This window comes from Nonomuraea sp. IBHARD001, assembly GCF_056106265.1.
On the sequence record NZ_JBWBBW010000002.1, the window covers coordinates 5,075,194 to 5,099,572 of the forward strand.

General features: G+C 72.1%; 18 protein-coding genes and 2 pseudogenes. 11 read left to right on the forward strand and 9 right to left on the reverse strand.

Translation table 11 applies throughout. The features are described 5' to 3' along the window. Positions 1 to 21 precede the first annotated feature (21 nt). Complete coding sequence (locus ACTWNK_RS25200; protein ID WP_474306982.1) at positions 22 to 336, reverse strand: hypothetical protein; 315 nt, start codon at positions 334 to 336, stop codon at positions 22 to 24. A 40-nt stretch (positions 337 to 376) separates the two neighbouring features. On the opposite strand from ACTWNK_RS25200, the pseudogene ACTWNK_RS25205 reads away from it, so the two are divergent. Further along, a pseudogene (locus ACTWNK_RS25205) lies at positions 377 to 559 on the forward strand (DNA-binding transcriptional regulator); the annotation flags it as partial. Between the two features lie 160 nt (positions 560 to 719). Here the strand turns inward: ACTWNK_RS25205 and ACTWNK_RS25210 are convergent. Both ACTWNK_RS25210 and ACTWNK_RS25215 read right to left on the reverse strand, forming a co-directional pair. Beyond that, positions 720 to 1,337 carry a hypothetical protein gene (locus ACTWNK_RS25210; RefSeq protein WP_474306983.1) on the reverse strand — a complete coding sequence of 206 codons (618 nt, stop codon included), beginning with the start codon at positions 1,335 to 1,337 and terminating at the stop codon, positions 720 to 722. A 92-nt stretch (positions 1,338 to 1,429) separates the two neighbouring features. Continuing rightward, positions 1,430 to 3,703 (reverse strand): ATP-binding cassette domain-containing protein, encoded by a 2,274-nt coding sequence (locus ACTWNK_RS25215; RefSeq protein ID WP_474306984.1) that lies wholly within the window; start codon positions 3,701 to 3,703, stop codon positions 1,430 to 1,432. A gap of 98 nt (positions 3,704 to 3,801) precedes the next feature. Here ACTWNK_RS25215 and ACTWNK_RS25220 point away from each other — a divergent pair, with 98 nt between their 5' ends. The 5 genes from ACTWNK_RS25220 (at position 3,802) to ACTWNK_RS25240 (ending at position 11,118) form a co-directional block, all read left to right on the forward strand. Then, positions 3,802 to 4,521: a MerR family transcriptional regulator gene (locus ACTWNK_RS25220; RefSeq protein ID WP_474306985.1), complete on the forward strand. Its 720-nt coding sequence runs from the start codon at positions 3,802 to 3,804 to the stop codon at positions 4,519 to 4,521. A gap of 140 nt (positions 4,522 to 4,661) precedes the next feature. Then, a complete protein-coding gene (locus ACTWNK_RS25225) occupies positions 4,662 to 6,629 on the forward strand; it encodes a GTP-binding protein (RefSeq protein WP_474306986.1) in 1,968 nt (655 codons plus the stop codon). 3 nt (positions 6,630 to 6,632) lie between these two features. After that, positions 6,633 to 8,351, forward strand: coding sequence for an ABC transporter ATP-binding protein (locus ACTWNK_RS25230; protein WP_474306987.1), 1,719 nt, complete (start codon positions 6,633 to 6,635; stop codon positions 8,349 to 8,351). Further along, entirely contained in the window at positions 8,348 to 10,135 is a 1,788-nt protein-coding gene (locus ACTWNK_RS25235; protein WP_474306988.1) for an ATP-binding cassette domain-containing protein, read from the forward strand. Before ACTWNK_RS25230 ends, ACTWNK_RS25235 begins: the two co-directional genes overlap by 4 nt. A gap of 32 nt (positions 10,136 to 10,167) precedes the next feature. Further along, on the forward strand, positions 10,168 to 11,118 hold the full coding sequence (locus ACTWNK_RS25240; RefSeq protein WP_474306989.1) for an extracellular catalytic domain type 1 short-chain-length polyhydroxyalkanoate depolymerase: 951 nt from the start codon (positions 10,168 to 10,170) through the stop codon (positions 11,116 to 11,118). Positions 11,119 to 11,122: 4 nt separating this feature from the next. Here the strand turns inward: ACTWNK_RS25240 and ACTWNK_RS25245 are convergent, their stop codons facing one another. Together ACTWNK_RS25245 and ACTWNK_RS25250 are read right to left on the reverse strand one after the other, a co-directional pair. Then, entirely contained in the window at positions 11,123 to 13,357 is a 2,235-nt protein-coding gene (locus tag ACTWNK_RS25245) for a glycoside hydrolase family 3 C-terminal domain-containing protein (RefSeq protein ID WP_474306990.1), read from the reverse strand. Then, positions 13,354 to 13,938 (reverse strand): TetR/AcrR family transcriptional regulator, encoded by a 585-nt coding sequence (locus ACTWNK_RS25250; protein ID WP_474306991.1) that lies wholly within the window; start codon positions 13,936 to 13,938, stop codon positions 13,354 to 13,356. Before ACTWNK_RS25250 ends, ACTWNK_RS25245 begins: the two co-directional genes overlap by 4 nt. 45 nt (positions 13,939 to 13,983) lie before the next feature. Between ACTWNK_RS25250 and ACTWNK_RS25255 the strand changes: the two genes are divergently transcribed. Further along, positions 13,984 to 14,919 carry an alpha/beta hydrolase gene (locus tag ACTWNK_RS25255; protein WP_474306992.1) on the forward strand — a complete coding sequence of 312 codons (936 nt, stop codon included), beginning with the start codon at positions 13,984 to 13,986 and terminating at the stop codon, positions 14,917 to 14,919. On the opposite strand, the gene ACTWNK_RS25260 is transcribed toward ACTWNK_RS25255, so the two are convergent. The 3 genes from ACTWNK_RS25260 to ACTWNK_RS25270 all read right to left on the reverse strand — a co-directional run bounded on the left by ACTWNK_RS25260 (position 14,879) and on the right by ACTWNK_RS25270 (position 18,651). Next, complete coding sequence (locus ACTWNK_RS25260; RefSeq protein WP_474306993.1) at positions 14,879 to 16,243, reverse strand: carboxylesterase/lipase family protein; 1,365 nt, start codon at positions 16,241 to 16,243, stop codon at positions 14,879 to 14,881. The two genes, ACTWNK_RS25255 and ACTWNK_RS25260, sit on opposite strands and share 41 nt — an antisense overlap. Beyond that, positions 16,240 to 17,586 (reverse strand): MFS transporter, encoded by a 1,347-nt coding sequence (locus tag ACTWNK_RS25265; protein ID WP_474306994.1) that lies wholly within the window; start codon positions 17,584 to 17,586, stop codon positions 16,240 to 16,242. The genes ACTWNK_RS25260 and ACTWNK_RS25265 overlap by 4 nt, the downstream gene beginning before the upstream one ends. Positions 17,587 to 17,877: 291 nt before the next feature. Next, positions 17,878 to 18,651, reverse strand: a complete 774-nt coding sequence (locus tag ACTWNK_RS25270) for a TetR/AcrR family transcriptional regulator C-terminal domain-containing protein (RefSeq protein ID WP_474306995.1) — start codon at positions 18,649 to 18,651, stop codon at positions 17,878 to 17,880. Positions 18,652 to 18,726: 75 nt separating this feature from the next. Here ACTWNK_RS25270 and ACTWNK_RS25275 point away from each other — a divergent pair, with 75 nt between their 5' ends. Genes ACTWNK_RS25275 through ACTWNK_RS25285 form a run of 3 tightly spaced genes read left to right on the forward strand, consistent with a single transcriptional unit; the run spans position 18,727 to position 22,600 of the window. Further along, complete coding sequence (locus ACTWNK_RS25275; protein WP_474306996.1) at positions 18,727 to 19,527, forward strand: ABC transporter ATP-binding protein; 801 nt, start codon at positions 18,727 to 18,729, stop codon at positions 19,525 to 19,527. After that, positions 19,524 to 20,333 carry an ABC transporter permease gene (locus tag ACTWNK_RS25280; protein ID WP_474306997.1) on the forward strand — a complete coding sequence of 270 codons (810 nt, stop codon included), beginning with the start codon at positions 19,524 to 19,526 and terminating at the stop codon, positions 20,331 to 20,333. Before ACTWNK_RS25275 ends, ACTWNK_RS25280 begins: the two co-directional genes overlap by 4 nt. Beyond that, positions 20,330 to 22,600 (forward strand): ATP-binding cassette domain-containing protein, encoded by a 2,271-nt coding sequence (locus tag ACTWNK_RS25285; RefSeq protein WP_474306999.1) that lies wholly within the window; start codon positions 20,330 to 20,332, stop codon positions 22,598 to 22,600. Before ACTWNK_RS25280 ends, ACTWNK_RS25285 begins: the two co-directional genes overlap by 4 nt. Positions 22,601 to 23,068: 468 nt before the next feature. Here ACTWNK_RS25285 and ACTWNK_RS25290 read toward each other — a convergent pair whose 3' ends face one another. Further along, on the reverse strand, positions 23,069 to 23,818 hold the full coding sequence (locus ACTWNK_RS25290) for a sigma factor-like helix-turn-helix DNA-binding protein (RefSeq protein ID WP_474307000.1): 750 nt from the start codon (positions 23,816 to 23,818) through the stop codon (positions 23,069 to 23,071). Between the two features lie 37 nt (positions 23,819 to 23,855). Between ACTWNK_RS25290 and ACTWNK_RS25295 the strand changes: the two are divergent. After that, a pseudogene (locus tag ACTWNK_RS25295) lies at positions 23,856 to 24,316 on the forward strand (DDE-type integrase/transposase/recombinase); the annotation flags it as partial. Positions 24,317 to 24,379: the final 63 nt, after the last annotated feature.

Consider the following 24,379-nt stretch of genomic DNA (forward strand, 5'->3'; position numbering starts at 1 on the left):
ACACCGTCGCGGGCCGGATCGTCACCGGTAGGCGGCGAACAACTCCCGCATGTCCTCCAGCAGCACCTCGCCCGCCTCCATCGCCGCGAAGTGCCCGCCCCGGTCGAAGTCGGACCAGCGCACCACGTTGTTGACCCTGTCCTCGTCACGCCGCAACGCGATGTCCTGCACGGTGAACAGCGCCACCGCCATCGGCGTCGCACACACCCGCTCCTCGCCCCACCCCTGCCCGCCCACCTCGCCCGGCCACCGGGTACGGCCGAGCCGCTCGCGCAGGTCGGCCTGCGGGGCGTCGATGCGGAAGGGGCGGATCTGCGTGGTGTCGTTCTCGCGCATGACTCCAACCCAGGAGCCACCTAGGACGACTACTGTCCTAGGTGGGCGGCAGGATGGATCTCATGCTGGACACCTCCGCACGCCTGCTCCGCCTGCTGTCCCTGCTGAGGAGGCCGTCGCCATCGCGGTCGGCCTGCGCACGGCGGCCGTCGCGCCGGTCAGCGGCATCGAGGACAGCTCCGTGCGCGCCCTGGCCAAGCTGGAGCAGGTGCTGCCCTCGCGGCCGGGTGCACGCCCTGCAGAGCATGACGCTCACCCTCGGCCCGGGCTCGGGCGCCGTCACCCCCGAGACGCTCACCTTTCGAACAGCGTGTTGGTCAATGCGAGCGTCGCGGGTGGCAGCAGCACACCGCCGACGCTCTGCACCGCCCTGGCCGCGATGATCACAACGAGGCCACCGCCTTTACAAAGTAGATCTCAAAGCTGCGGCCGTACGGCATGAGCGCCGTACGGCCGCGCCCCAACGGGTGCCACGCCGTGCGCTTGGCCCAGAAGTGCGGGCCGATCTGGGCGAACTGCGACAGCGGCGCATTGGCCGCGCCGCTCTGGCCCAGGTGCTTGAGCGTCTTGACGTTCTTGGTCGGCAGCGTGCCGCCGGGTCCGGAGACCGCCGTCGGGTGGAACCACTTCTGGGCCTCGGAACCGTTGCAGCGTGCCACCGTGACGCTGACCGTGTCCTTGGCCGTCAGGCACAGCTCGGGACCGCTGTCCAGGCTGGCCTTGAGCGTGTAGAAGAACGCGGGCTGGCCGCCGCCCGACGAGACGGTGGCGGTCTGCGCCCACTGCCCGAACCTGCTGTTGGTGTCCGGCCTCAGGAAGACGTCGGCCCCGTCGACGTTCCCGAGTGCGGTCAGCACCAGCCCGGCCGAGTTGCCCCGGTACTCCAGTTCCTTGAAGACCACGGCGTGGGCGGGCGCGGCGACCGCGGCGCCGACCCCGGTCAGGCTCAGCGCGGTGAGCGCCACCGCCGCCGCATGCCGTGGGCCGTACTTGGGTGACATCGTGACTTACCCCCTGCTGACGTGCGGGGGCCGGATGGGCTCCCGCTGTGCCAGCAGTAGAACCCGCGGTTCACCTGTCGGTCAGCGCACAATTACACCTTCGCGGCCACCGGCCGCCTGAGCGACTCGCGCAGGTGCCTGCCGGTGTGCGAGCGCGGGTGGTCGAGCAGGCCCGACGGCTCCCCCTCGTACATGATCTGGCCGCCTCCGCTGCCGCCTTCGGGACCGAGGTCGATCACCCAGTCGGCGTGCGCGACGACGTCCAGGTTGTGCTCGATCACCACGACCGTGCCGCCGTGCACGTCGACGAGCCGGTCCAGCACCTCGAGCAGGCGCGAGACGTCGGACATGTGCAGCCCGCTCGTCGGCTCGTCCATGACGTAGACCGTGCCCTTCCGGTGCAGGTGGGTGGCCAGCTTGACGCGCTGGCACTCGCCGCCGGACAGGCTGGTGAGCGGCTGGCCGAGGCGCAGGTAGTCCAGCCCGACGTCGGCCACGGCCGAAAGGATCGGCGCCGCCGTCCGGTGCCCGGCGAAGAACTCCAGCGCCTGGGCGACCGTCATCTCCAGCACGTCGCCGATGGACCTGCCGTTCAGCCGGTAGCCCAGGACCTCGTCGGTGAAGCGCCTGCCCTGGCACGCGGTGCACACGGAGCTGACCACGTCGAGGAAGGCCAGGTCGGTGTAGGTCACGCCGAGCCCGGCGCAGCCCTGGCAGGCGCCCGCCGAGTTCGCGCTGAACAGGGCCGCGCTCACCCCGTTGGCCTTGGCGAACGCCTTGCGGATCGGGTCGAGCACGCCTGTGTACGTCGCGGTCGTCGAGCGCCTGTTCGCACTGGGCGCGGCCTGGTCGACGACGACGGCGTCGGGGTGCTGGGCCCGGAAGGCGCCGTGCACGAGCGACGACTTGCCCGACCCGGCCACGCCGGTGATCGCGGTGAGCACGCCCAGAGGGATCTCCACACTGACGTCGCGCAGGTTGTGCACGCTCGCGCCCCTGACCGCGAGCACGCCGGTGCGCCGCCGTACGGCGGGCTTGAGTTCGGCGGTCGCGCCCATGAAGCGGCCGGTGGGCGTGCCCGACGCGGCCAGGCCTTCGGGATCGCCGGTGTAGGTGACCGTGCCGCCCGCGCCGCCGGCGCCGGGGCCGATGTCGATGACGTGGTCGGCGGCGGCGATCACGTCGCGGTCGTGCTCGACGACCAGGACCGTGTTGCCGTTGTCGCGCAGCCGGTGCAGCAGGGCGGTGAGCCTGCGCACGTCCCTGGCGTGCAGGCCGACACTGGGCTCGTCGAAGATGTAGAGCAGGTCGTTGAGCGTGCCCGACAGGTGCCTGACGACCTTGACGCGCTGCGACTCCCCTCCCGACAGGCTGTCGGTCGCCCGGTCCAGGCTCAGGTAGCCGAGCCCGATGTCGGCCAGATGGCGCACGCGCGGCAGCAGCGCGGCGACCACCGGCGCGGCCTCGGGCAGGTCGAGGGCGGCCAACACCTGCACCAGCCTGTCGACCTCCATGGCCGACAGTTCGGCGATGTTGCGGCCGTCGATCCTGCAGTCGAGGGCGAGCTTGGACAGCCGGGCGCCGCCGCACTCCGGGCACGGCACGGACGTGGTGAACCTGGCCGCCGCCTCCTTGGCCTTGGCGCCCTCCGCGTGGACGTACAGACGTCTGAACTTCGTCACCGCGCCCTCGTAGGTGACGTTGACCTGCTGGCCCTTCACCTCGATCGGGACGGTGCCGGTCGTGGCGTACAGCAGGTCCTCGCGTTCGGCGCCGGTGTAGTCGGCCACCGGCTTGGCGGGGTCGAGGCGGCCGGAGCCGGCCAGGATCTGCCAGTGCCAGGTGCCCACCTTGAAGGCGGGGGCCAGCAGCGCGCCCTCGTCGAGCGAGCGCGAGGGGTCGAGGAAGGCCCGCATGTCGATGTCGGTGATCTCGCCCAGCCCCTCGCACGCCTGGCACATCCCGGCCGGCATGTTGAAGGAGAAGGAGTCGGCGTACCCGACGTAGGGGTGGCCCGCCCGGGAGAACAGCAGGCGCAGCAGCGGCGCGATGTCGGTGATCGTGCCGACCGTGGACCTGGAGCCGCCGCCGAGCCTGCGCTGGTCGACCGTGACCACGGCGGGCAGGTGTTCGATCATGTCGACGGCCGGTCGGCCGAAGCTCGGCAGGAACCCGCGCACGAACGCGGGCAGCATCTCGTTGAACTGGCGCTGGGCCTCGACCGCGATCGTGTCGAAGACCAGGGAGGACTTGCCCGACCCCGAGACGCCCGTCACGACGGTGAGCCGCCGCTTGGGCACCGCGACGTCGACTCCGGTGAGGTTGTGTTCACGTGCTCCGGTGACCCGGATCCATTCATCCACCATGGCTTCAAGCGTATCTTTGAACCATTCATATCAACTTTTCGCACGTTTCTCCGGAGTAGACTGCCCTAACCCTCAAGTACGTACATAAGGTGGCCGCCATGGCGAACGGTGTTTCACGCAGGCTGCGTCCTGTCGATCTGGCCAGGGCCGCCGGTGTCTCCACCCAGCAGATCCGCAACTACGAGGACGCGGGCGTCATGCCGCCCGTGCCGCGCAGCGCCTCCGGCTACCGGGTCTACGGGCCGGAGCACGCCGAGGCGCTGCTGGCCTACCGGGCGCTCGCCCAGGGCCACGGGCCGCAGGGCGCGCAGGACGTCATGCGGGCCGTGCACGCGCACGACGTGCCGCGCGCCCTCGCCCTCGTCGACGCCGCCCATGCCGAACTGCACCGTCTGCGCCTGGCCCTGCAGGCCACCTCAGAGGCGCTCGAGGCCCTGGCCGGGCAGGCGCCGGACGCCTCGCCGCGCTCGGGGATGCGGGTGGGCGAGCTGGCCGGGCATCTCGGCGTGCGCTCATCGGCCCTGCGCGTGTGGGAGGCGGCGGGACTGCTGGCGCCCAAGCGTGAGGCGATCACCGGGTATCGCCGCTACGGGCCCGCCGATGTCAGGGACGCGCGGATCGTGCACATGCTCAGGCTCGGCCACTACCCGCTGCCGCAGATCAAGGCCGTGCTCGACGGCCTGCACCGCACCGGGAGCACCGAGGCCCTGCGTGCCGTGATCGCCGAACGCCGTGCGGCGCTGGGCCTGCGCTCGCTGGCCATGCTCGAAGGCGCTGGCCGCCTGCACGCCTATCTCACCGAGCACGGCCAGGGCTAAAACCGTTTGCCCGGCCCGCAAGACCCCTGGTGTACTCACCCTGACCGATCGCCGACCCAGGAGAGCCTCCGACATGCGCAAGGCAACCATGTTCCGCCAGACGATGACATCCATCTCTCTGTCAGAGGACATGAAGACCGTTGCGCACACTGAACCTGGGCATCCTCGCGCATGTAGACGCCGGTAAGACCAGCCTGACCGAGCGGCTGCTGCACGCCGCCGGTGCGATCGACGAGATCGGTTCCGTCGACGCGGGCAACACCCAGACCGACTCGCTCGACCTGGAGCGCAGGCGCGGCATCACGATCAAGTCGGCCGTGGCCTGTTTCACCGTCGGCGACGTCGTCGTCAACCTGATCGACACGCCGGGCCATCCCGACTTCATCGCCGAGGTGGAACGCGCGCTCGGCGTCCTCGACGGCGCCGTGCTCGTCGTCTCGGCCGTCGAGGGCGTCCAGGCGCAGACCAGGGTGCTCATGCGCACGCTGCGCAGGCTCGGCATCCCCACGCTGATCTTCGTCAACAAGATCGACCGGCCGGGCGCCAGAGCCGAGGCCCTGCTCGGCGACCTCGCCGCGAAGCTGACACCCGCCGTCCTCGCCATGGGCACGGCCCAGGACGCCCGCTTCCTCCCGTACGGCGGCGCCGACCGGCCCTTCGTCTCGCGGATGGCAGCCCTGCTGGCCGAGTACGACGACGCGCTGCTGGCCGACTTCGTCCGCGACGAGCACTCGCTGCCGTATGCCGGGCTGCGGCGCGCCCTGGCCGCACGTACGGCCGACGCGCTCGTGCATCCGGTGTACTTCGGATCGGCGATCACCGGGGCCGGGATCGCCGAACTGGCCGAGGCGATCGGGCGGCTGCTGCCCGCACGTGAGGGCGACGCCGACGGGCCGCCTTCGGGCACGGTGTTCAAGGTCGAACGCGGCCGGGCGGGCGAGAAGATCGCCTATGTCCGGATGTTCGCCGGCACCGCACGCACCCGCGACCGGCTCGTCCTGCCCGGCGGCGTGGAAGGCCGGATCACCGCCATCGACGTCTTCGAGCCGGGCGGCGCCGTACGCAGGGCGTCGGTCGCGGCCGGGCGGATCGGCAGGCTGTGGGGGCTCGGCGCGATCAGGGTCGGCGACGTGATCGGGCCTGGCGCGGGGCCCGCCGTACGGCACTTCGCGCCTCCCACGCTGGAGACGGTCGTCGTGCCGAGCAGGCCGGGCGAGCGGGGCGCGCTGCACGTGGCGCTGACCCGGCTGGCCGAGCAGGACCCGCTCATCAACCTGCGTCAGGACGAGGCGGGCCGGGAGATCTCGCTCTCGCTCTACGGCGAGGTGCAGAAGGAGGTCATCCAGGCGACGCTCGCCGAGGAGTTCGGCGTCGAGGTCGTCTTCGGCGAGTCCGGCACCGTGTGCGTCGAGCGGCCCGTCGGCGTGGGCGCGGCGTTCGAGGTGATCGACGTGGCGCCCAATCCTTTCCTGGCCACCGTGGGGCTGCGGGTGCGGCCCGCGCCGGTCGGCTCGGGGGTGCGGTTCGGCCTTGAGGTGGAGCTGGGCTCGATGCCCGCGACGTTCATGAAGGTCGTCGAGGACACCGTGCGCGAGACGCTGCGCCAGGGCGTGCACGGCTGGGAGGTCGTCGACTGCGAGGTGACGCTGACCCACTCGGGGTACTGGCCGAGACAGAGCCACGCGCACGGCACGTTCGACAAGAGCATGTCGAGCACCGCGGGCGACTTCCGCAACCTCACGCCGCTGGTGCTGATGGACGCGCTCGTCATGGCCGGGGTGCGGGTGCACGAGCCGATGCACCGCTTCGTGCTCGACCTGCCCGCCGACGTGCTCGGCCAGGTGCTGCCGGTGCTGGCCAGGCTGCGGGCGACGCCGCACGCGTCGAGGGTGGAGGGCGGGGCCGCGGTGCTGGAGGGGCGGATACCGGCGGCGCGGGTGCACGAGTTGCACCAGGTGCTGCCCGGCCTGACGCGGGGTGAGGGGGTGCTCGAATGCGCCTTCGACGGCTACCTGGCCGTGCACGGGCCGCCGCCGTCCAGGCGCAGGACGGACCACGATCCGCTCAACCGCAAGGACTACCTCCTGCACGTGCTGAGGAGGGTCTGAGCCGTGGCCTCCCCTGTGCTGAGCAGTCTGCGTCCCCGTCCGGGCGCCGCCGTGGCGCTCGCCGCCGGCGTGCTGGCCTCGACGCTGCTCCCGCTGGCCGCACCGCAGGTCACCGGGTACTTCGTGGACGAGGCGATCGGCGGTGCGCCGCTCGGCGAGCTGAGCGCGATCGCACTCGGCTACCTCGCCCTGGCCGCCGCAGGGCAGGGCGCGCGGATGTGCACCGCCTGGCTGGCCGGAAGGCTGGCCTGGGACGGCGCCAACCGGCTGCGTGAGCGGCTGGCCGGGCACGCGTTGCGGCTCGACCTCGCCTTCCACGCGGGGCGCACACCCGGCGAGATGATCGAGCGGATCGACGGCGACGTGGAGGCGGTGGCCGCCTTCGCCGTGGCGCTGGTGCTCGACGTGCTGGCCGGGGTGCTGCTGGTGGCCGGGATGCTGGTCGTCGTGTTCGGCGTCGACGCGGTGCTGGGCACGGCGCTGCTGGCCTACTGCGCGCTGATCGGCTGGGTGACGGCCAGGGCGCAGCGGCTCGCCGTGCCCTCGGCGGCCGGGGCGCGTGCGGCGAACGCGGCGGTGTTCGGGCATCTGGAGGAGCGGCTGGCCGGGGCCGAGGACATCCGGGCCAACGGGGCGGGCGAGCACGCGGTGGGCGCCTTCCAGCAGGTCTCGGCCGCGCTGTACTCCGCCGATCTGCGGGCCTCGCGGATCGGCAGCGGCCTGCTCGGCGCCACGTCGGCCGCCTGTGCGGCGGGCACCGCGATCATGCTGGGGCTGGCCGCCTGGGCGCAGCGTTCCGGCGTGCTGAGCGTGGGCACGGCCGTGCTGCTGCTGCAGTACACGCTGATGGTCAGGACGCCGTTCGAGCGGCTGATCGGCCGGTTGCGGGAGTACCAGAAGGCCATGGCGGGCGCGGCGCGCGTCGGCGAACTGCTGGACACACGGCCCACGCTGCCCGCACCGGCCTCTCCCCTGCCGCTGCCCGCCCGAGGGGCGCTCGGCGTGCGGTTCGCCGGGGTCGGGTTCGGCTATCCCGACGACGCCTCCGCACGGGTGCTGTCCGATGTGAGCTTCACCCTGGCCCCCGGCGAACGGCTCGGCCTGGCCGGGCGCACGGGCAGCGGCAAGACGACGATCGCCAGGCTGCTGCTGCGCCTCTACGACCCGGTCGAGGGAGTCGTCGAGGTGGGCGGGCTCGACCTGCGCGAGATCGCCCCCGCGTCCCTGCGTACCCGGGTCGCCGTCGTCACGCAGGACGTGCAGGTGTTCGCGGCCAGCGTCAGGGACAACCTCACGCTGTTTCGCCCGTGGCACGACGACGACCGGTTGCGCGAGGTGCTGGCCGGGGTCGGGCTCGGCGACTGGCTCGAACGGCTGCCCGGCGGGCTCGACGCCGATCTGGGCACGGTCTCGGCCGGCCAGGCGCAGCTGCTGGCCTTCGCCCGCGCCTTCCTCGCCGATCCCGGGCTGGTCGTGCTGGACGAGGCCTCCAGCAGGCTCGACCCGGCGACCGAGCGCCGCATCGAGCGCAGCATGGACACGCTGCTGGCCGGACGCACCGGGGTGGTCATCGCACACCGGCTCGCCTCGCTGGCCAGGATGGACACGATCGCCGTGGTGTCCGAAGGCAGGATCGTCGAGTACGGCCCGCGTGCGGAACTCGCCGCCGATCCGGGCAGCAGGTTCGCCGAGCTGCTGCGCCTGGGCGGGGCGAGCCGGTGAGGCCGGTCCTGCGGGTGGCGGGCGACCTGGTGCGGTTCGAGGCGCGCAGGTTCTTCGCCGGGGCGCTGCTGTGGATGCCGGTCAGTGTGCTGCCGATCTGCACGGGGCTGGTGCTGCAACGCCTGTTCGACCAGATCAGCGGCGAGCGCGCGGCCGGGCTCGACGCCTCGTTGTGGCTGTGCGCGGTGTTCGCCGGGGTGGAGCTGGCACGCGGGCTGACCCTGTTCGTGGCCTGGTCCTACGGCGCGTACTGGTGGGACGCGGCGGCGACGCTGCTGCGGGTGAACGTGCTGCGCTCGGTGCTCACCGCCTCGGGGCCCGCATCGGCCAGGCTGCCGCGCTCGCCAGGCGCGACGGTGGCGCGGATGCGCGACGACGTGAGCGATGTGGTGGAGTTCGTCGACGAGAGCGTGCCGCTGGCGGGCGCGGCGCTGTTCGCGGGCACGGCCCTGGTCATCATGGCGTCGATCGACCCGATGATCACACTCGTCCTGGTGGCGCCGATGCTGGCCGCGGGCGTGCTGAGCCGCGTGACCGCCTCGCTCGTCGGACGGCTGCACCGCAGGGCCGCCGTGCTCGGCGCGGTCGTCACGGCGACGATCGGCGAGACGTTCGGCGCGGTGGCGGCGATCAGGACGGCCGGTGCGGAGGAGGCGGTGCTGGCCAGGCTCGCCGAGCACAACGCCAGGCGCAAGGACGCCGCGGTCAGGGACCGGCTGGCCACCGACCTGCTGGACGCGGCCAACGCCACGACCGTGGAGATCGGCGTCGGGCTGGTGCTGCTGCTGGCCGCGCCCGCGATGCGCACGGGCGCGTTCACGGTGGGCGATCTGGCGCTGTTCACCGGGTATGTGGGCTGGCTCGCCGGGCTGCCGCGCACGATCGGCGTGGTGCTCTACCGGATGGCGCAGGCCGAGGTCGCCGCCGGGCGGCTGGGCGAGCTCATGGCCCCGCACGAGGACACCCGCGCCCTGTCACGCGCCACCGCCGTACGCCTGCGCGGCGAGCCGCCCGCGCCGCCGCCCGAGCCGCCCGCGCCCGGCGACCCGCTGGAGGTGCTGGAGGCCCGAGGGCTGAGCGTGCGCTTCGGTACGGCCGGGCACGGGCTCGACGCGGTCGGGCTGTGTGTGCGGCGCGGCTCGTTCACCGTCGTCACCGGGCCCGTCGGGTCGGGCAAGACGACGCTGCTGCGCGCCCTGCTCGGCCTGCAACCGCTGGACGAGGGCACGATCCTGTGGAACGGCGTGCCGGTCGCCGATCCCGGCACGTTCATGGTGCCCGGCAGGGTGGCATACGCCGCCCAGGTGCCCCGGCTGTTCTCGGCGTCGCTGCGGGAGAACGTGCTGCTCGGGCACAGCGGCCAGGGCCTGGAGCGTGCGCTGGCCCTGGCGGCGCTGGACGGGGACGTGGCCGCGATGCCCTCGGGGCTCGCCACGGTCGTCGGCTCGCGCGGGGTGCGGCTGTCCGGCGGCCAGGCCCAGCGGGCCACCGCGGCGCGCGCGCTGGTCCGCAGGCCCGACCTGCTGGTCGTGGACGACCTGTCGTCGGCGCTCGACGTCGCGACCGAACGGGTGATGTGGGACCGGATCGCCGCCTCGGTGCGCGACGGCACCGGCCCCGCCGCCCTGCTGGTCGTCTCGCACCGCCCGGACGTGCTCGAACGCGCCGACCAGGTCGTGGTGCTCGAACACGGCCGCCTTGGGCACACGCACAATGCTCTCCCGCAGGTCGGGGGCGTGGGCATATCGACTCAGCCGTGCGGCGTCGCCGACGATCGGCCATAGGACACGACCGGAACCACCCCCTGGAGGCAGGCTTGAAACGCCTCGTCATCGCCCTCTGTCTCGCCCTGGCCGCCACCGTGCTGGTGAGCGCGCCCGCCTCGGCCGGGACCTCGATCACCGGCAGCTTCACCAACGCGGCGGGCACCAGGACCTACCGCGCGCACATCCCCGCCTCCTACCGGCCTGGCACGCCGATGCCGCTGCTGGTCGCCCTGCACGGCTGCACGATGGGCGCCAAGGACATGGAGGACCTCACCCGCTACAGCGCGCTGGCCGAGAGCGCGGGCTTCATCGTCGTCTATCCCGAACAGCCCTTCCTGGCCAACATCCTCAAATGCTGGAACTTCGCCAACCCCGCCCACCAGGCACGCGGCCGGGGCGAACCCTCGCTCATCGCGGGCATCACCGACCGGATCCGCTCGCAGTACACCGTCGACGCCGGCCGCGTCCACGTCGTCGGCGCGTCGTCGGGCGCGGCGATGGCCTCGATCCTGGGCGCCACCTATCCCGACCTGTACGCCTCGATCGGCATCATGGCGGGCGGGCCCTTCCCCGGCGACCAGGCGGCGACGCCCGAGCAGAACGGCCTGTACGCCTACCAGGCCATGGGGGCTTACGCCAGGAAGGTGCCCGTGTTCGTCATGCACGGCACGGCCGACGGCACGGTGAACCCGCAGAGCGGCAGGGACGCGATCACCCAGTGGGCGCAGACCGACGACCTGGCGCTCGACGGCGGTCTCGACGACGACGACATCGACGCGGTGGCCGACTCGACGCAGACGGGCGCCGAGAACGGCCGCACGTTCACCCGCCTCCTGCACACCGAGGCGGCCACCGGCGAGGGCGTCATCGAGGCGTACTTCGTCGACGGCATGGGACACCGCTGGTCGGGTGGCTGCTCCTGCCACCGCCTGGGCGACCCGCTGGGGCCGGACGCGAGCCGGCTGTCGTGGAAGTTCTTCGCGGCCCACCCCAAGTCCTGAGGCCTCACTCCCCCCTGGCGGCGCGCACCCTCGCCGCCAGGGCGGGCAGGGCCTGCGGGTCGAGCCGGGAGCCGGGGAACCTGGCCAGCCGGATGAGCGGCACCGAGCCGATCGTCCGGACGTACTCGTCGGTGAGATGGTGTGCCCGCTCCCCCATCGCCCCGAGCAGGGCGGCGCGGCCTTCGGGGTCGGCGAACCATTCGCCCAGCGAGGAGTCGGGCGTCAGGACCGGTCTGACGCAGGGGGCCGCCGACAGGGTGAGCTCGGCGCTCAGCCGCAGGTCGCGTGAGGAGGCGCCGAGCCGGACGAACGCCGTGCCCGGATCGCTCGCCCAGTGGCCCGCGGGGGCGTCGTAGTAGGCGAAGTCCCTGAAGCCGAGCGTGAAACGCACCTCGGCGCCGGCCCCGGGCGCGAGTGCGACCTTGGTGAAGGCGCGCAGCTCGTGCGGCGGGCGCCTGACCCTGACGCCGGGCGCGCCGACGTAGAGCTGGACGACCTCGCGCCCGTGCCTGGTCCCGGTGTTGGTGATCACGGCGCTCACCTCGGCCTTCAGCTCCCGGCCCGATCCCGAGACGTCGAGCCTCAGGTCCGAGTAGCCGAACGTGGTGTAGGACAGGCCGTGGCCGAAGGGGAAGGCCACCTCGCCCGCGGTCGCGTCGTGGTGGCGGTAGCCGACGAACACGCCCTCGCCGTAGCGGACCTCGCCGAGCTCGCCGGGGAAGTTCACATAGCCGGGCGTGTCGCTCAGCCGCAGCGGGATGGTCTCGGCCAGGCGGCCCGAGGGGTTGACCACGCCGTAGAGCAGGTCGGCCAGCGCGCCGCCTCCCGCCTGGCCGAGCAGCCAGCCCTCCAGCACGGCGGCCGTGTGCTCCAGCCAGGGCGTGAGGGTGACCACGCCGCCGTTGGACAGCACCACCACCACGCGCGTCCCGGTGCGCGCCACCGCGTGCAGCAGGGCGAGCTGCCCGGCGGGCAGGTCGAGGTGGGTACGGTCGTAGCCTTCCGACTCGCGGCCGTCGGGCAGGCCGAGGAAGAGCACGCCGACCTCGGCCGACGCGGCGAGCGCGACCGCTTCGGCCAGCAGCGCGGCGTCGGGCTCGTCGGCGTCGAGCCGGTAGCCTGGCGCGAACGGCAGGTCGGCTCCGGCCAGGGCGCTCATCTCGCTCAGCGCGTCGTCGAGCCTGGTCGGCACCACCTGCGAGCTTCCCGCCCCCTGGTAGCGGGGGGTGCGGGCGAGCTCGCCGAGCACCGCGACCCGGGTCCGGCGGGCCAGCGGCAGCACGCCGTCGTTGCGCAGCAGCACGGCGCACTGGCCCGCCGCCTCGCGGGCCAGCCGGTGATGGCCTTCGGCGTCGAACACGCCGTCCGGGTGCGGGGCGCGCGCCGTCTCGGCCTTGCGTACCAGGGTGAGCACGCGGCCTGCGGCGCGTCTGAGGACCTCGGGGGCGAGGCTGCCGTCGGCCACGGCCTGGAGCACCAGGGCGTCGGTGATGCCGCCGGTCGAGGGCATCTCCAGGTCGAGCCCGGCCTTCAGTGCGGCGACGCGGTCGTCGACGGCGCCCCAGTCGGAGACGACCAGGCCGTCGAAGCCCCACTGCTCGCGCAGGACCTCGGTCAGCAGCCAGCGGTGCTGGGAGGCGTATTCGCCGTTGAGCCGGTTGTAGGAGCACATGACCGTCCACGGCCTGGCGTGCCTGACGACGTGCTCGAAGGCGGCGAGGTAGATCTCGCGCAGGGTGCGCTCGTCGACCTGGGCGCTGATCTGCAGCCGGTTGGTCTCCTGGTTGTTGGCGGCGAAGTGCTTGAGCGAGGCGCCGACGCCCCTGGACTGCACGCCCTGGACGAGCGCCGCGCCGAGCAGGCCGCTGAGGTGCGGGTCCTCCGAGAGGTACTCGAAGTTGCGCCCGCACAGCGGTGAGCGCTTGATGTTGACGCCGGGCCCGAGCAGGACGTGCACGCCGAGCGCCCGCGCCTCGTCGCCGAGCGCCTGCCCCACCCTGCGCAGCAGCGCCGCGTCCCAGGAGGAGCCGAGTGCGACGGCGGGCGGCATGCAGGTGGCCGGGACGCTGTCACCGATGCCCAGCTGCTCGTCGTCCCCGGTGCGCAGGCGCACGCCGTGCGGGCCGTCGGCGAGCGTGACGGCGGGGATGCCCGCGCGCTCGATCGGCTGGGTGTGCCACAGCGAGGAGCCCGAGGTGAGGGCGGCCTGCTCGGCGGGCGTGAGGTCGTCGAGGTTCACGGCGTGATCGTGTCGAGGTAGGCGTCGAGGCTGGCCAGCAGGTCGAAGCCGCCCTCCGGGGAGTCGGCCTCCAGCAGCCACTGGGTCTGCAGCCCGTCGAGCACGGCGATGAGCACCGGCCCGGTCGCCCTGGCGTCGGCCTCGCCCCTGGCCTGCGCCTTGGCCAGGGTGGTGGCGAACAGCTCGCGGCTGGTGCGGTAGCGCTTCCTGAAGAAGTCGTGGGCCGGATGGTCGGGATCGCCCGCCTCGGCGGCCAGGGTGACGAACAGCCGCATGACCCCGGCCGCCGCCATGTTGCGCACCATGAGCTCGCGCACCGCCAGCCGGAAGCTCCCGACCTCCTGCCAGATCTCCTCGAACCAGGCGATGTCGATGTCGTCGCGCTGCTGGAGCACGGCGAACAGCAGGTCCTCCTTGGTGGGGAAGTAGTGCAGCACGCCCGCCAGCGTGAGCCCGACCTGGGAGGCGACGTCGCGCATCGAGGCCCCCCGGTAGCCCCTGAGGCTGAACAGGTCGCGGGAGGCGTCGAGGATCTGCTGCCTACGGGCGACGCCCACGGCGTAGGGCTTTCTTGAGACCATGGCACCAGGGTAGCAAAACCACCTATCAGTAGGTAGGTTTTTGTCATGCCACTCGACCCCCTCCTGCTCCCGCTCCTGCGCCACCACTCCGGCCGCCCGGCTCCCGCCTGGAAGGACGCGGCCGAGCGGCGGCGCCTCACCCGCGAGGCCGGTCCCAGCCCCTACGCGGTGCACGCCGAGCCCGCACCCGACATCGCCGACGTGCGCGAGACGACCGTGGGGCCCCGTCGCATCGGCGTGCGCCTCTACCGGCCATCGCCGTACGCCTCGGGCACGCTGGTCTACCTGCACGGCGGCGGCTGGTGGTCCGGCGGGCTCGACGACGGCGACACCCGATGCCGGATCATCGCGGACGGCACCGGGCTGGCCGTGGTCGACGTCGACTACCGTCTCGCGCCCGAGCATCCCTTCCCTGCGCCCTTGGAGGACTGCTACGACGCGCTGGTCTGGGCATCGGAGCAGGACCTCGGCAGCGGCTGGCTCGGCGTGGCCGGTGAGAGCGCGGGCGGCAACCTGGCCGCGGCCGTGGCGCTGCTGGCCAGGCACCGGGGCGGGCCGATGCTCGACCTTCAGGTCATGGAGATCCCCGCACTCGACCTCACGCTCTCCTCGCCCTCGATCACCGCGTACGGCCGGGGCCACGTGCTGACGGCGCAGGACCTGCGCTGGTGCGTGGCCGCCTACCTCGGCCGCCGCGACCCGGCCGATCCGCTCGCCTCCCCGTTGCTGGCCGCCGACCTGAGCGGCCTGCCACCCGCCGTCGTCCTCACCGCCGAGTGCGACCCGCTGGCCGACGACGGCTCGCGCTACGCCGAACGGCTCGACGCCTGCGGGGTGCCGGTGCTGCACAGGGAGTTCGCCGGGCAGGTGCACGGCTCGCACGCGCTCACCGCCCTGCTGCCCGCCGCCCGCGCCTGGCGCGAGTTGCTGCTGTCCTCGCTCAACGCCCATCTCGGCGTGCGGGCGCGTCGAACACCATGACCTGACGGCCCGCGCGCCAGGCGGGCCAGCCGGGGTCGCCCGCCTTCACGAAACGCACCCAGGCCGCGTGCATGCGCGCGGCCAGGTCGGCGGGCGCGTCCGGCCCGGCGATGGCGTCGGACTCGGGCGTGCGCAGGGTGTCGAAGACGAAGGCCAGGTCGACGGCGTGCGCCGCGCCGAGCCCGGCGACCGGCGAGCGCCAGCCGAACTCGTACAGCCAGGTCCCCGCGCCCGTCCTGGCCTCGGCCAGGGCTCGCATCGGCCGGCGCAGCATCGCCTCCAGCAGCAGTTCGCCGAGCACGTCGCCGTGGCTCATCGAGGGCCGTCGCAGCGCCGCCACCTCACGGCCGCGCATGCCGAGCCGCAGCCTGGCCGCCAGCACGTGCAGCCTCGTCGCGGAGTCGAGCATGCCGCCGGGCGCACTCCACAGCCGATGCTCCTGCGCCGTCCACCCCATCAGCAGCGGCAGGCCGGACCCGGCACCGGCCAGCAGTGCCGTACCCGGATCGACGGGCACCGGCTCGGCCCCCACGACCGGCCCGAAGCCGTGGCCGCGGGCGAGCACGGCGTGCTGGCAGGCGAGCAGGTCGGCGGGCGCGATCGCGGCGAAGGCCGCACGGGTGGGCGGCACGCCGAGCCGGCGGGCCATCAGCCTCGTCACCCGCCCGGCCCTGGCCTTGGCGGCGGGGGCGACGGGACCGCTCTGCACGACGGCCGCCCGGAACAGATCGGCCGCCTCCGGGTGGGCGAGCATCGCGGCCACCGCGCCGCCGCCCGCCGAGTGGCCCGCCACCGTCACCCTGGCGGGGTCGCCGCCGAAGGCCGCGATGTTGGCCCGCACCCAGCGCAGGGCGGCCATCTGGTCGGCCAGGCCGAGGTTGGGCGGGGCGTCGTCGAGCACGGAGAAGCCTTCGGCGCCCAGCCGGTAGTTGATCGAGACGAGCACGACGCCGTCCGCGGCGAAGCCGTGCCCGTCGTAGAGGGCCGGCGCGTTACCTCCCCTGGTGAGGGCGCCGCCCGGCACCCAGACCAGGACGGGGTGCGGGCCGCCTTCCGCCGGGGCCCAGATGTTCAGGTTGAGCACCTCCTCGCCCGCCACGACCACACTCGGCAGGATCGCCGCCAACGCCCCCGGGTACGGCAGTTGCGGCGGCGTCGGCCCCATCGCCGTGGCCTCGCGCACCTCACGCCAGGCCCGCGGCGGCATCGGCGGGGCGAACCTGGCCTCGCCGTACGGCGGGGCGGCGTAGGGGATGCCGAGGAAGACGGCCACGCCGTCGTGCGTGCGCCCGCGCACCGGGCCGTGGGCGGTCTGGACGATCATGCGTGCTCCAGTGCGCCCGTACGACGCCGCTCCAGCTCCCGTGCGGCCTGGGCGGCCACCGGCGCGCTGATCGGATAGGCGAGGAAGATCAGCAGGCCGACCAGCCCGATGCCCGCCGGGATGAGGCTCTGGGCGAGCAGGATGCCCTGCACCGCATCGGGACTCTGCGCCACTCCCCCGCTGCGGTAGCCGGTCAGCGCCAGTGTGTAGGCCAGCAGCCCGCCGCCGATGCCCCCGCCCGCCTTGGCCGCGAACGAGGTCATCGCGGCCAGCGAGGCCTCGGTCCTGAAGCCGTGCCTCCACTCGGTGTAGTCGGTGAGCTCGGCCAGCAGCACCAGCCCCAGCGCCACGGCCCCGCCGAACCCGGCCCCCGTGATCGCGAAACACACCAGCACCGGCACCGGGTCGCCTGGCACCACCATGAGCAGCGCGAGCCCGGACACCGACGCGCCGAGGCTCGCGGCGTACATCGGCTTGGCCCCGGCCCTGCGCGCCAGGACCGGCACCACGATCGCACCCGCGACCATCGGCACGACCATCACCAGCGCCGCCGCCGACAGGTACCCCTGGTCGCCGACGTAGTGCAGGAAGAAGAACGGCATCGCCGCCGTGAGCGCCCCGCTGGCCGCCTGGACCGACACCTTCGACAGCAGCAGGATCGGCACCGCCCTGCCGGAGAAGAACACCCTGCGCACGTCGGCGAGCCGGTAGCGCTCGGGCGAGATCGGCACGACCCGCTCGCGCACCCTGGCCACCATGACCGCCACCAGCACCAGCCCCAGCACCGCCGTACCTGCCACATAGGTCAGCCAGCCCCGCGTCCCGCCGCCGAGCAGGCCGACGATCGGCAGGGTGAGCCCGGTCGCGAGCGCCGCGGCGAACAGGCCGGTGACGCCCACGATGGCGGCGAGCTGGCCCCGGGTGCCGGGATCGTCGCTGATCGCGGGGACCAGCGACGTCATCGGGATCTGGAACAGATCGAGCAGCACCCCCCACACCAGGTACGCGATCCACACGGCCACCAGGGCGTCGGCTGCCAGCGCTGGCGCGAGGAAGAGCGCGACGGCGCATAAGGCACACAGCACGGCCCCGACCAGGACGTAGGGCCTGAATCTGCCCCACCGGGTGGGCGGCAGGTGGTCGACGAGATAGCCCATGATCGGATCTGTGGCCCCGTCGGCGATCCTGGCCACCAGCATCAGCGTCCCGACGGAGGCGGCGCCGAGCCCGACGACGTCGGTGAGATAGAGCAGCAGGAACCCGGTTCCCGCGCCCATCGTCACGCCGCCCGCGACCCCCGAGAAGAAGGCGAGTTTCTCCCCCAAGCCTGGCTTGTCGTGCATTCCGCTCCTCGTGCCTCAGAAACCTACCAACTGATTGGTAGTTGAGGCTAGGCTCGGGGAACGCACACCGTCAATGCACCCGGACGATTGCCGAATCGGCCGCCACTCCTTTTGGGCGGCGATATCGCTCCGTATGACGTCACGGCCGCCCAGCCGCGAGAGCCAGGAGCAGTGCCGTGCTCGAACTCCCCCTCCACCTCGGCCACGCCCTCCACACCGCCGGGGCACTGCGCCAGCAGCAGGGCGCAACGAACCCCTGGCAACCCGCCCACCTGGCCGCGGCCATCTCGATCAGAGTGTGTGCTGTCCGCGGGCGTCGATGATGTGGCCGAGCCCGTCGATGAGCATGCCGAGCCCGAAGCGGAACGCCCCTTCCGGGTCGGTTGCCAAGCCGGTGGTCTCGCCGAGGCTGGCGGCCACTCGTCTCGCGATGGGGTAGGAGGCGCCGGCCATCGCGGCGCCCAGGCTCGGCCCGACGCTCTCCCACCATTGGGTGTCCGTCAGGGAGCTCTCCCGCCTGATGCGTCGCAGCGAGATGGTCTCCCGTGCCGCATTGGAGACCAGGCCGAGGACGGCGGTCAGGGCCTGGTCCATTTCGATGTCGTTCAGGCCCAGTTCGTCGAGGGCGGCGAGTTCGGTCTCGTACTTGCCGGAGATGCCGGGACCGGGGACGGGGCGGCCCGCGGTGATGTCGACGGTCCACGGATGGGCCATGTGGTGGTTCCAGTTGGCCTGGGCGATGTGCTCGATTCTGGTCTGCCAATCGCCGGCTTGCGCCGGTGGCGTGGTGTGGGCGTACACCTGGGCGGCCACGGCGTCGAGCATGAGTTCGAGGAGTTCGGATCGTCCGGCGATGTGGGGATACAGGGCCATGGTGCTGACGCCGAGGTCGCCTGCCACGCGGCGGATGGTGAGGGCGTCGAGCCCTTCGTCGTCGGCCAGCGTGATCGCCGCCTGGGTGATGATTTTCGGCGTGAGCCCTGATCGGCTCACGGCCTCGGTGGGCTGCCAGAGCAGCCCGATCAGCTTGGCCGGATCGCCCGGACGCTCCGCTCTCTTGGCCATCAATGGCTCCTCTCGCGTTTCGTACAATGTATTGTACGACGTAATCTGGATGGCGGAAGCAGGAGGACAAGCTCCGTGACCTCGAAATCGACGCAAGACAGCACGACGGCCCCGATCGTCGCTCGCGGCATCCGCAAACACTTCCCCGGCAACGCGCGCCCGACGCTCGACGGCGTGGACCTCACGGTCGGGGCCGGGCGGGTCTGCGCGCTGCTCGGCGGCAACGGCGCCGGCAAGACCACGATGATCAGGATATTGACGACACTGACCCGCCCGGATGAGGGCAGTGCCCGCGTCGCGGGCCACGATGTCGTACGTGAGGCGACGCGGGTGCGGGCCTCCATCGGGCTGGTGGGCCAGTACGCCGCACTGGACGAACTGCTGAGCGCGCGCGAGAACCTTGAGCTGTTCGGCAGGTTGTCGGGCCTGACCCGGCGCGGCGCTCGTGACCGGGCAGGGGAACTGCTCGAAACGTCGGGGCTGGCCGATGTGGGCAGGCGGCCGGTGGGCGCGTTCTCCGGCGGGATGCGCCGGCGTCTGGATCTGGCGACCTCGCTGATCACCACGCCCGGTGTGCTGTTCATCGACGAGCCGACCACTGGACTCGATCCCGGCGCACGGCACGACCTGTGGGACTCGGTGCGCGCCCTGGTCGACGCCGGGACCACTGTCCTGCTGACCACCCAGTACCTGGAGGAGGCCGACACCCTCGCCGACGACGTGGTGATCCTGCGCGAGGGGGCCGTCATCGCCCAGGGGACGCCGCAGGACCTCAAGAGACTCGTGGGGGAGCCTCAGATGGTGCTGCGCGAACCCACCCTCGAAGACGTCTACTTCCGCCTGCACGCGACCGAGTCAGGAGCGCCCGCCGCATGACCACCTCGACCCTGTCCGGCCAGGTACGTACGCATCTGTGGAGAGACGCGGCGATCATCACCGGGCGCACCGTACGGCACTGGCGGGCCCGGCCCTGGACCTTCGCGGTCCAGTTGCTGTTCCCCGTCCTCATCATCCTCATGATGGGCGGCCTGCTCGGAGGCGCGATAGCCGGGAGCGCGGGAGACTACATCCTGTTCGTCATCCCGGGCGTCTTGGCGTTCACGATGCTGTTCGGCGTGGAGACGACCATGATGGCGGTCACCACCGACGCGTCGAAGACGGTCACCGACCGGTTCCGCTCGCTGCCGATCGCACCCGGGTCGGTGCTCCTCGGCCGCGTGCTGGCCGACATGCTGACCTCGGTCCTGGAGATCATCATGATCACGCTGGCCGGTCTGGCCCTGGGCTGGCGGTGGGAGAACGGACCGGCTGCGGCATTGTCGGCCTACGGTCTGCTGCTGTGGCTGCGGTTCGGGCTGTTGTGGTTCGGTGTCTGGGCGGGCCTGAAGGCAGGCTCGCCCGAGGCCGTGACCGCCGCCCAACTCCTGGCCTGGCCGATCGGATTCCTGTCGACCGTGTTCATCGACCCGGCCACCATGCCGCGCTGGCTCGGCGTGATCGCCGAGTGGAACCCGCTCTCGGCGACGGCGACCGCCATCCGGCAGCTGTTCACCGGCGTCCACTCCGGCGGGCTGACCTGGGCCGCGCAGTACGCGCTCACCACCGCCGTGATCGCGCCGCTCCTGCTCATCCTGGTCTTCGCTCCCCTGGCGATCCGTACCTTCCAAGGACTCAACCGATGACCGATGTGATCCGGATCCGCGGCGCACGAGAGAACTCCCTCAAGAACGTCGATCTCGACATCCCCAAGCGTCAGTTGACCGTCGTGACCGGGGTGTCGGGCTCGGGCAAGTCCTCCCTGGTCTTCGACACGCTCGCGGCGGAGTCGGGGCGGCAGCTCAACGAGACGTTCTCGGCCTTCGCGCAGGGACGCCTGCCCAGCTACGGGCAGCCCGACGTCGATCACCTGGAGAACCTGTCGGCGGTGATCATCGTGGACCAGAAGCGCCTGTCCGGCGGCCCCCGTTCCACTGTGGGCACCACGACGGACATCGGGGCGCGCCTGCGGCTGCTGTTCTCGCGCATCGGCACGCCGTCGGCCGGCTACTCCAACGCCTACAGCTTCAACGACCCGGCCGGGATGTGCCAGGAATGCCAGGGCCTGGGGGTCGCCGCCACGGTCGACGTGGCCGAGCTCCTCGACGAGGACAGGACCTTGGCCGAGGGCGCGATCACCTTCCCCCCTTTCGCGCCGGGTCAGTGGATGTGGAAGGCATACGCGCGGTCGGGGTTCTTCGACGTCGACAAGAAGATCCGCGACTACACCCCCGAAGAGCGTGACATCCTCCTGCGCACACCTGCCGACACCCTCAGACCGCCCGCCGGCATGGACGCGGTCGGCACCGCCTACGAGGGCCTGCTCCCCCGTTTCACCCGTATCTACCTGCAGCGGGAACCGGAGTCGTTCAAGGGCAGGCAGCGTGAGGCGTTCGAGCGGATCGTCGCCCGGCGCCGCTGCCCCGTGTGCGGCGGCTCGCGACTGGCCGCACCCGCGCGCGAAAGCCTCATCGCCGGGAACTCGATCGCCGACTGCAACGCGATGCAGGTGGACGAACTCCTCACCTTCATCCGCAGCCTCGACCGCGCGGAGGTCGCACCACTGCTGTCCGTCCTCCGCCGGCACCTGCGGCGCCTGGTCACCCTCGGCCTGGGCTACCTGAGCCTCCACCGCGCGACCTCCACCCTGTCCGGCGGGGAGTCCCAGCGCATCAAGATGGTACGCCACCTCGGCAGCGCCCTCACCGACATGCTCTACGTCTTCGACGAACCCACAGTCGGCCTGCACCCGCGAGACGTCCACACGCTCGGGCAGATGCTGCTCGCCCTGCGCGACCGCGGCAACACGGTCATCGTGGTCGAACACGACCCCGAGATCATGGCCATCGCCGACCACTGCATCGACATGGGGCCCGGAGCCGGAACGGCCGGCGGGCACGTCATCTTCCAAGGCAGCTACGCCGAACTGCAGCGGGCCGACACCCCGACGGGCACCGGCCTGCGAGCGCGGCGAACCGGGCGCGCGAATCCGAGATCCGCGGGCGGGTGGATGCTGATCGAGCATGCCGGCACCCACAACCTGCACGACGTCACGGTGCGCGTTCCACGCGACGTCATGACGGTGGTGACCGGTGTCGCCGGATCGGGTAAGAGCAGCCTCGTGCTCGGCCATCTGCCGGCCGTCGAGCCCGGGGCCGTCGTGATCGACCAGCGGCCCATCCGCGGCTCAAGAAGGTCCAGCCCCGCGACCTTCACCGGCCTCCTGGACCTCATCCGGCAGATCTTCGCCCGGGCGGCCCGGCAGCCTGCCGGGCTGTTCACCCCCAACTCCTCCGGCGGCTGCCCCACGTGTGAGGGCACCGGCCTCATCTACACCGACCTGGCGTTCATGGAGGGCGTCACCACCCGTTGCGAGTCGTGCAAGGGCAGGCGCTTCACCGCCGAGGCCCAGCGGTACGAAGTCAACGGGCGCACCATCGCCGACGTCTTCGAGATGAGTGTCGACGACGCCCGGCATTTCTTCCCCCAGAAGCCGGTCCTGGCCATCCTCGGACGCCTCTTCGACGTCGGCCTCGGCTACCTCACCCTGGGCCAGTCGCTCGACTCCCTGTCCGGCGGCGAGCGGCAGCGGCTCAAGCTGGCCGCCGAGCTGGCCACGCCCGGCCGGACGATCGTGCTCGACGAGCCCACCACCGGCCTGCACATCGCCGACATCGATCGACTCCTCGGCCTGATCGACCGGCTCGTGGACTCCGGCTCGACCCTCATCGTCATCGAGCACAACCTCGACGTGGTCCTCGCCGCCGACTGGATCATCGACCTCGGGCCCGAGGCCGGACGAGACGGCGGTCGCATCGTCTTCGAAGGCACCCCGCACGACATGATCGCCACCTCCGCCACCCATACCGCCGACCACCTCCGTCACCACCTCGACGGCCGCTCCCGGCGGTAGCCGGCCGCGGGAAGGCCCAGGCCCAGATGAGGGTCCATATCGCTATGGATGGTGCCGTACAGGTTGGCATGCGACCAGAAGGGGGGCGGAGTGCGCGCCGGTCGGCGTCGGGCCGGGTCCTTCAGAAGCGACTGAACCACATCAACACGCTGACGCTCCAGGACCTCCCGGCCGAGCCGGAGTGGGCCGAGCCGGAGTGGGCCGAGCCGGAGTGGGCCGAGCCGGAGTGGGCCGAGCCGCTCAAGCCCGCCGACCGGCGCGGAGTTGCTCACGATCGTGCTGCCGCGCGATACGCGCGGATCCCATGGGCCGTCGCACAGTATCGGCGGCGACGTTCCGGCACGGGCTGCCGCCCGGCTTGCCCGCATCCGGGGCGCCTCGCACGAACCGGCCACCGCGCCGAGGAGCTCGGCTGGCCGGCCCGGGACGATGTGCGCATGCACGGGCCGACCGATGACGACACCCGGCTCAGGCCGGGGCGGGCAGGTCGACCGAGGCGAGTTTGGCCGGGTCGACAACGATATGGATGCCGGTGATCCGACCGTCGGCGACGGCGAAGGCGATGACCGACAGAGGGGTTGCGTCCGAACGCCAGGACATGTGGCCGGGGACCCCCTTGACCAGCACGGCTCGTTGACGAGCGACCTCACCGGAGAACATGCGGGCGCCGGAGGCGACCGCGGTGGCGCCGAGGGTGACGACCATGCCGCCTGGGGTGTCGACCGTCAGCTTCACCTCCGGGTCGAGGACCCTCAGGAGCGCTTCGAAGCCGCCCCCGAGGGCAGCGGCGCGGAAGGCCTGGACGACCTCCTGGTGCTCGCGTCCGGGGCCTGTCTGGCGGTCTGTTGCCTGGACCTTGCGGCGGGCACGGCTGGCGGTCATCTTGGCGGCGTCGGCGGATTTGCCCAGGATCTGGCCGATCTCCTGGAACGGGACCGCGAACATGTCGTGCAAGACGAACGCCAGGCGCTCGCTCGGAGTGAGCGAGTCCAGCACGACGAGCAGGGCGAAGCCGACCGAATCGGCCAGCGCGACCTGCTCGTCCGGCGCCGGTTCGTCGGCGGGCGTCACCACGAGGACGGCGAACCGATGCCCGTGGGCGGACTCGGGGTGGGCTTGGCGGGATCTCAGCAGGTCCAGGCTGATACGGCCGACCACGGTGGTCAGCCATCCCGCCAGGTTGGCGATGGCCGTCTCGTCCTGGCCGGCCAGGCGCATCCAGGCTTCCTGGACCATCCCAGGACGCGCCAACCTCGGCTACGGCTACCTGCACAACGCCGTCGACGACCACTCCCGCCTGGCCTACACCGAAATCCTCACCGACGAGACCAAGGAAAGCGCCACCGCCTTCTGGCACCGCGCCCACGCCTGCTTCACCGCCGCCGGCATCACCGTCCACCGCGTCCTGACCGACAACGGCTCCTGCTACCGCTCCCACCTCTGGCGCCAGACCCTGACCGACAGCGGCATCACCCACAAACGCACCCGCCCCTACCGGCCCCAGACCAACGGCAAAGTCGAACGCCACAACCGCACCCTGCTGGAGGAATGGGCCTACGCCCGCCCCTACCGGTCAGAGACCGAACGCCGTCAGGCACTCGGTCCCTGGCTCCACACCTACAATCACCACCGCGCAATCACCACCGCGGACACACCGCACTCGGTGATCGCCCACCCGCCAGCCGCGTACCCAACCTCTCAGGACAGAACAGCTAGCCGAAGATGCGGTCGACGACGACGGCTTGCTTGGCGGTACCCCGCTCGGAAGTACCGGACCGA

Excerpts from the sequence above, each read along its gene's own strand:
- ACTWNK_RS25200 (WP_474306982.1), bottom strand. The coding sequence starts at position 336 with ATGCGCGAGAACGACACCACGCAGATCCGCCCCTTCCGCATCGACGCC.
- ACTWNK_RS25210 (WP_474306983.1), bottom strand. The coding sequence starts at position 1,337 with ATGTCACCCAAGTACGGCCCACGGCATGCGGCGGCGGTGGCGCTCACC.
- ACTWNK_RS25215 (WP_474306984.1), bottom strand. The coding sequence starts at position 3,703 with ATGGTGGATGAATGGATCCGGGTCACCGGAGCACGTGAACACAACCTC.
- ACTWNK_RS25220 (WP_474306985.1), top strand. The coding sequence starts at position 3,802 with ATGGCGAACGGTGTTTCACGCAGGCTGCGTCCTGTCGATCTGGCCAGG.
- ACTWNK_RS25250 (WP_474306991.1), bottom strand. The coding sequence starts at position 13,938 with ATGGTCTCAAGAAAGCCCTACGCCGTGGGCGTCGCCCGTAGGCAGCAG.
- ACTWNK_RS25255 (WP_474306992.1), top strand. The coding sequence starts at position 13,984 with ATGCCACTCGACCCCCTCCTGCTCCCGCTCCTGCGCCACCACTCCGGC.
- ACTWNK_RS25260 (WP_474306993.1), bottom strand. The coding sequence starts at position 16,243 with ATGATCGTCCAGACCGCCCACGGCCCGGTGCGCGGGCGCACGCACGAC.
- ACTWNK_RS25265 (WP_474306994.1), bottom strand. The coding sequence starts at position 17,586 with ATGCACGACAAGCCAGGCTTGGGGGAGAAACTCGCCTTCTTCTCGGGG.
- ACTWNK_RS25270 (WP_474306995.1), bottom strand. The coding sequence starts at position 18,651 with ATGGCCAAGAGAGCGGAGCGTCCGGGCGATCCGGCCAAGCTGATCGGG.
- ACTWNK_RS25280 (WP_474306997.1), top strand. The coding sequence starts at position 19,524 with ATGACCACCTCGACCCTGTCCGGCCAGGTACGTACGCATCTGTGGAGA.
- ACTWNK_RS25285 (WP_474306999.1), top strand. The coding sequence starts at position 20,330 with ATGACCGATGTGATCCGGATCCGCGGCGCACGAGAGAACTCCCTCAAG.
- ACTWNK_RS25290 (WP_474307000.1), bottom strand. The coding sequence starts at position 23,818 with ATGCGCCTGGCCGGCCAGGACGAGACGGCCATCGCCAACCTGGCGGGA.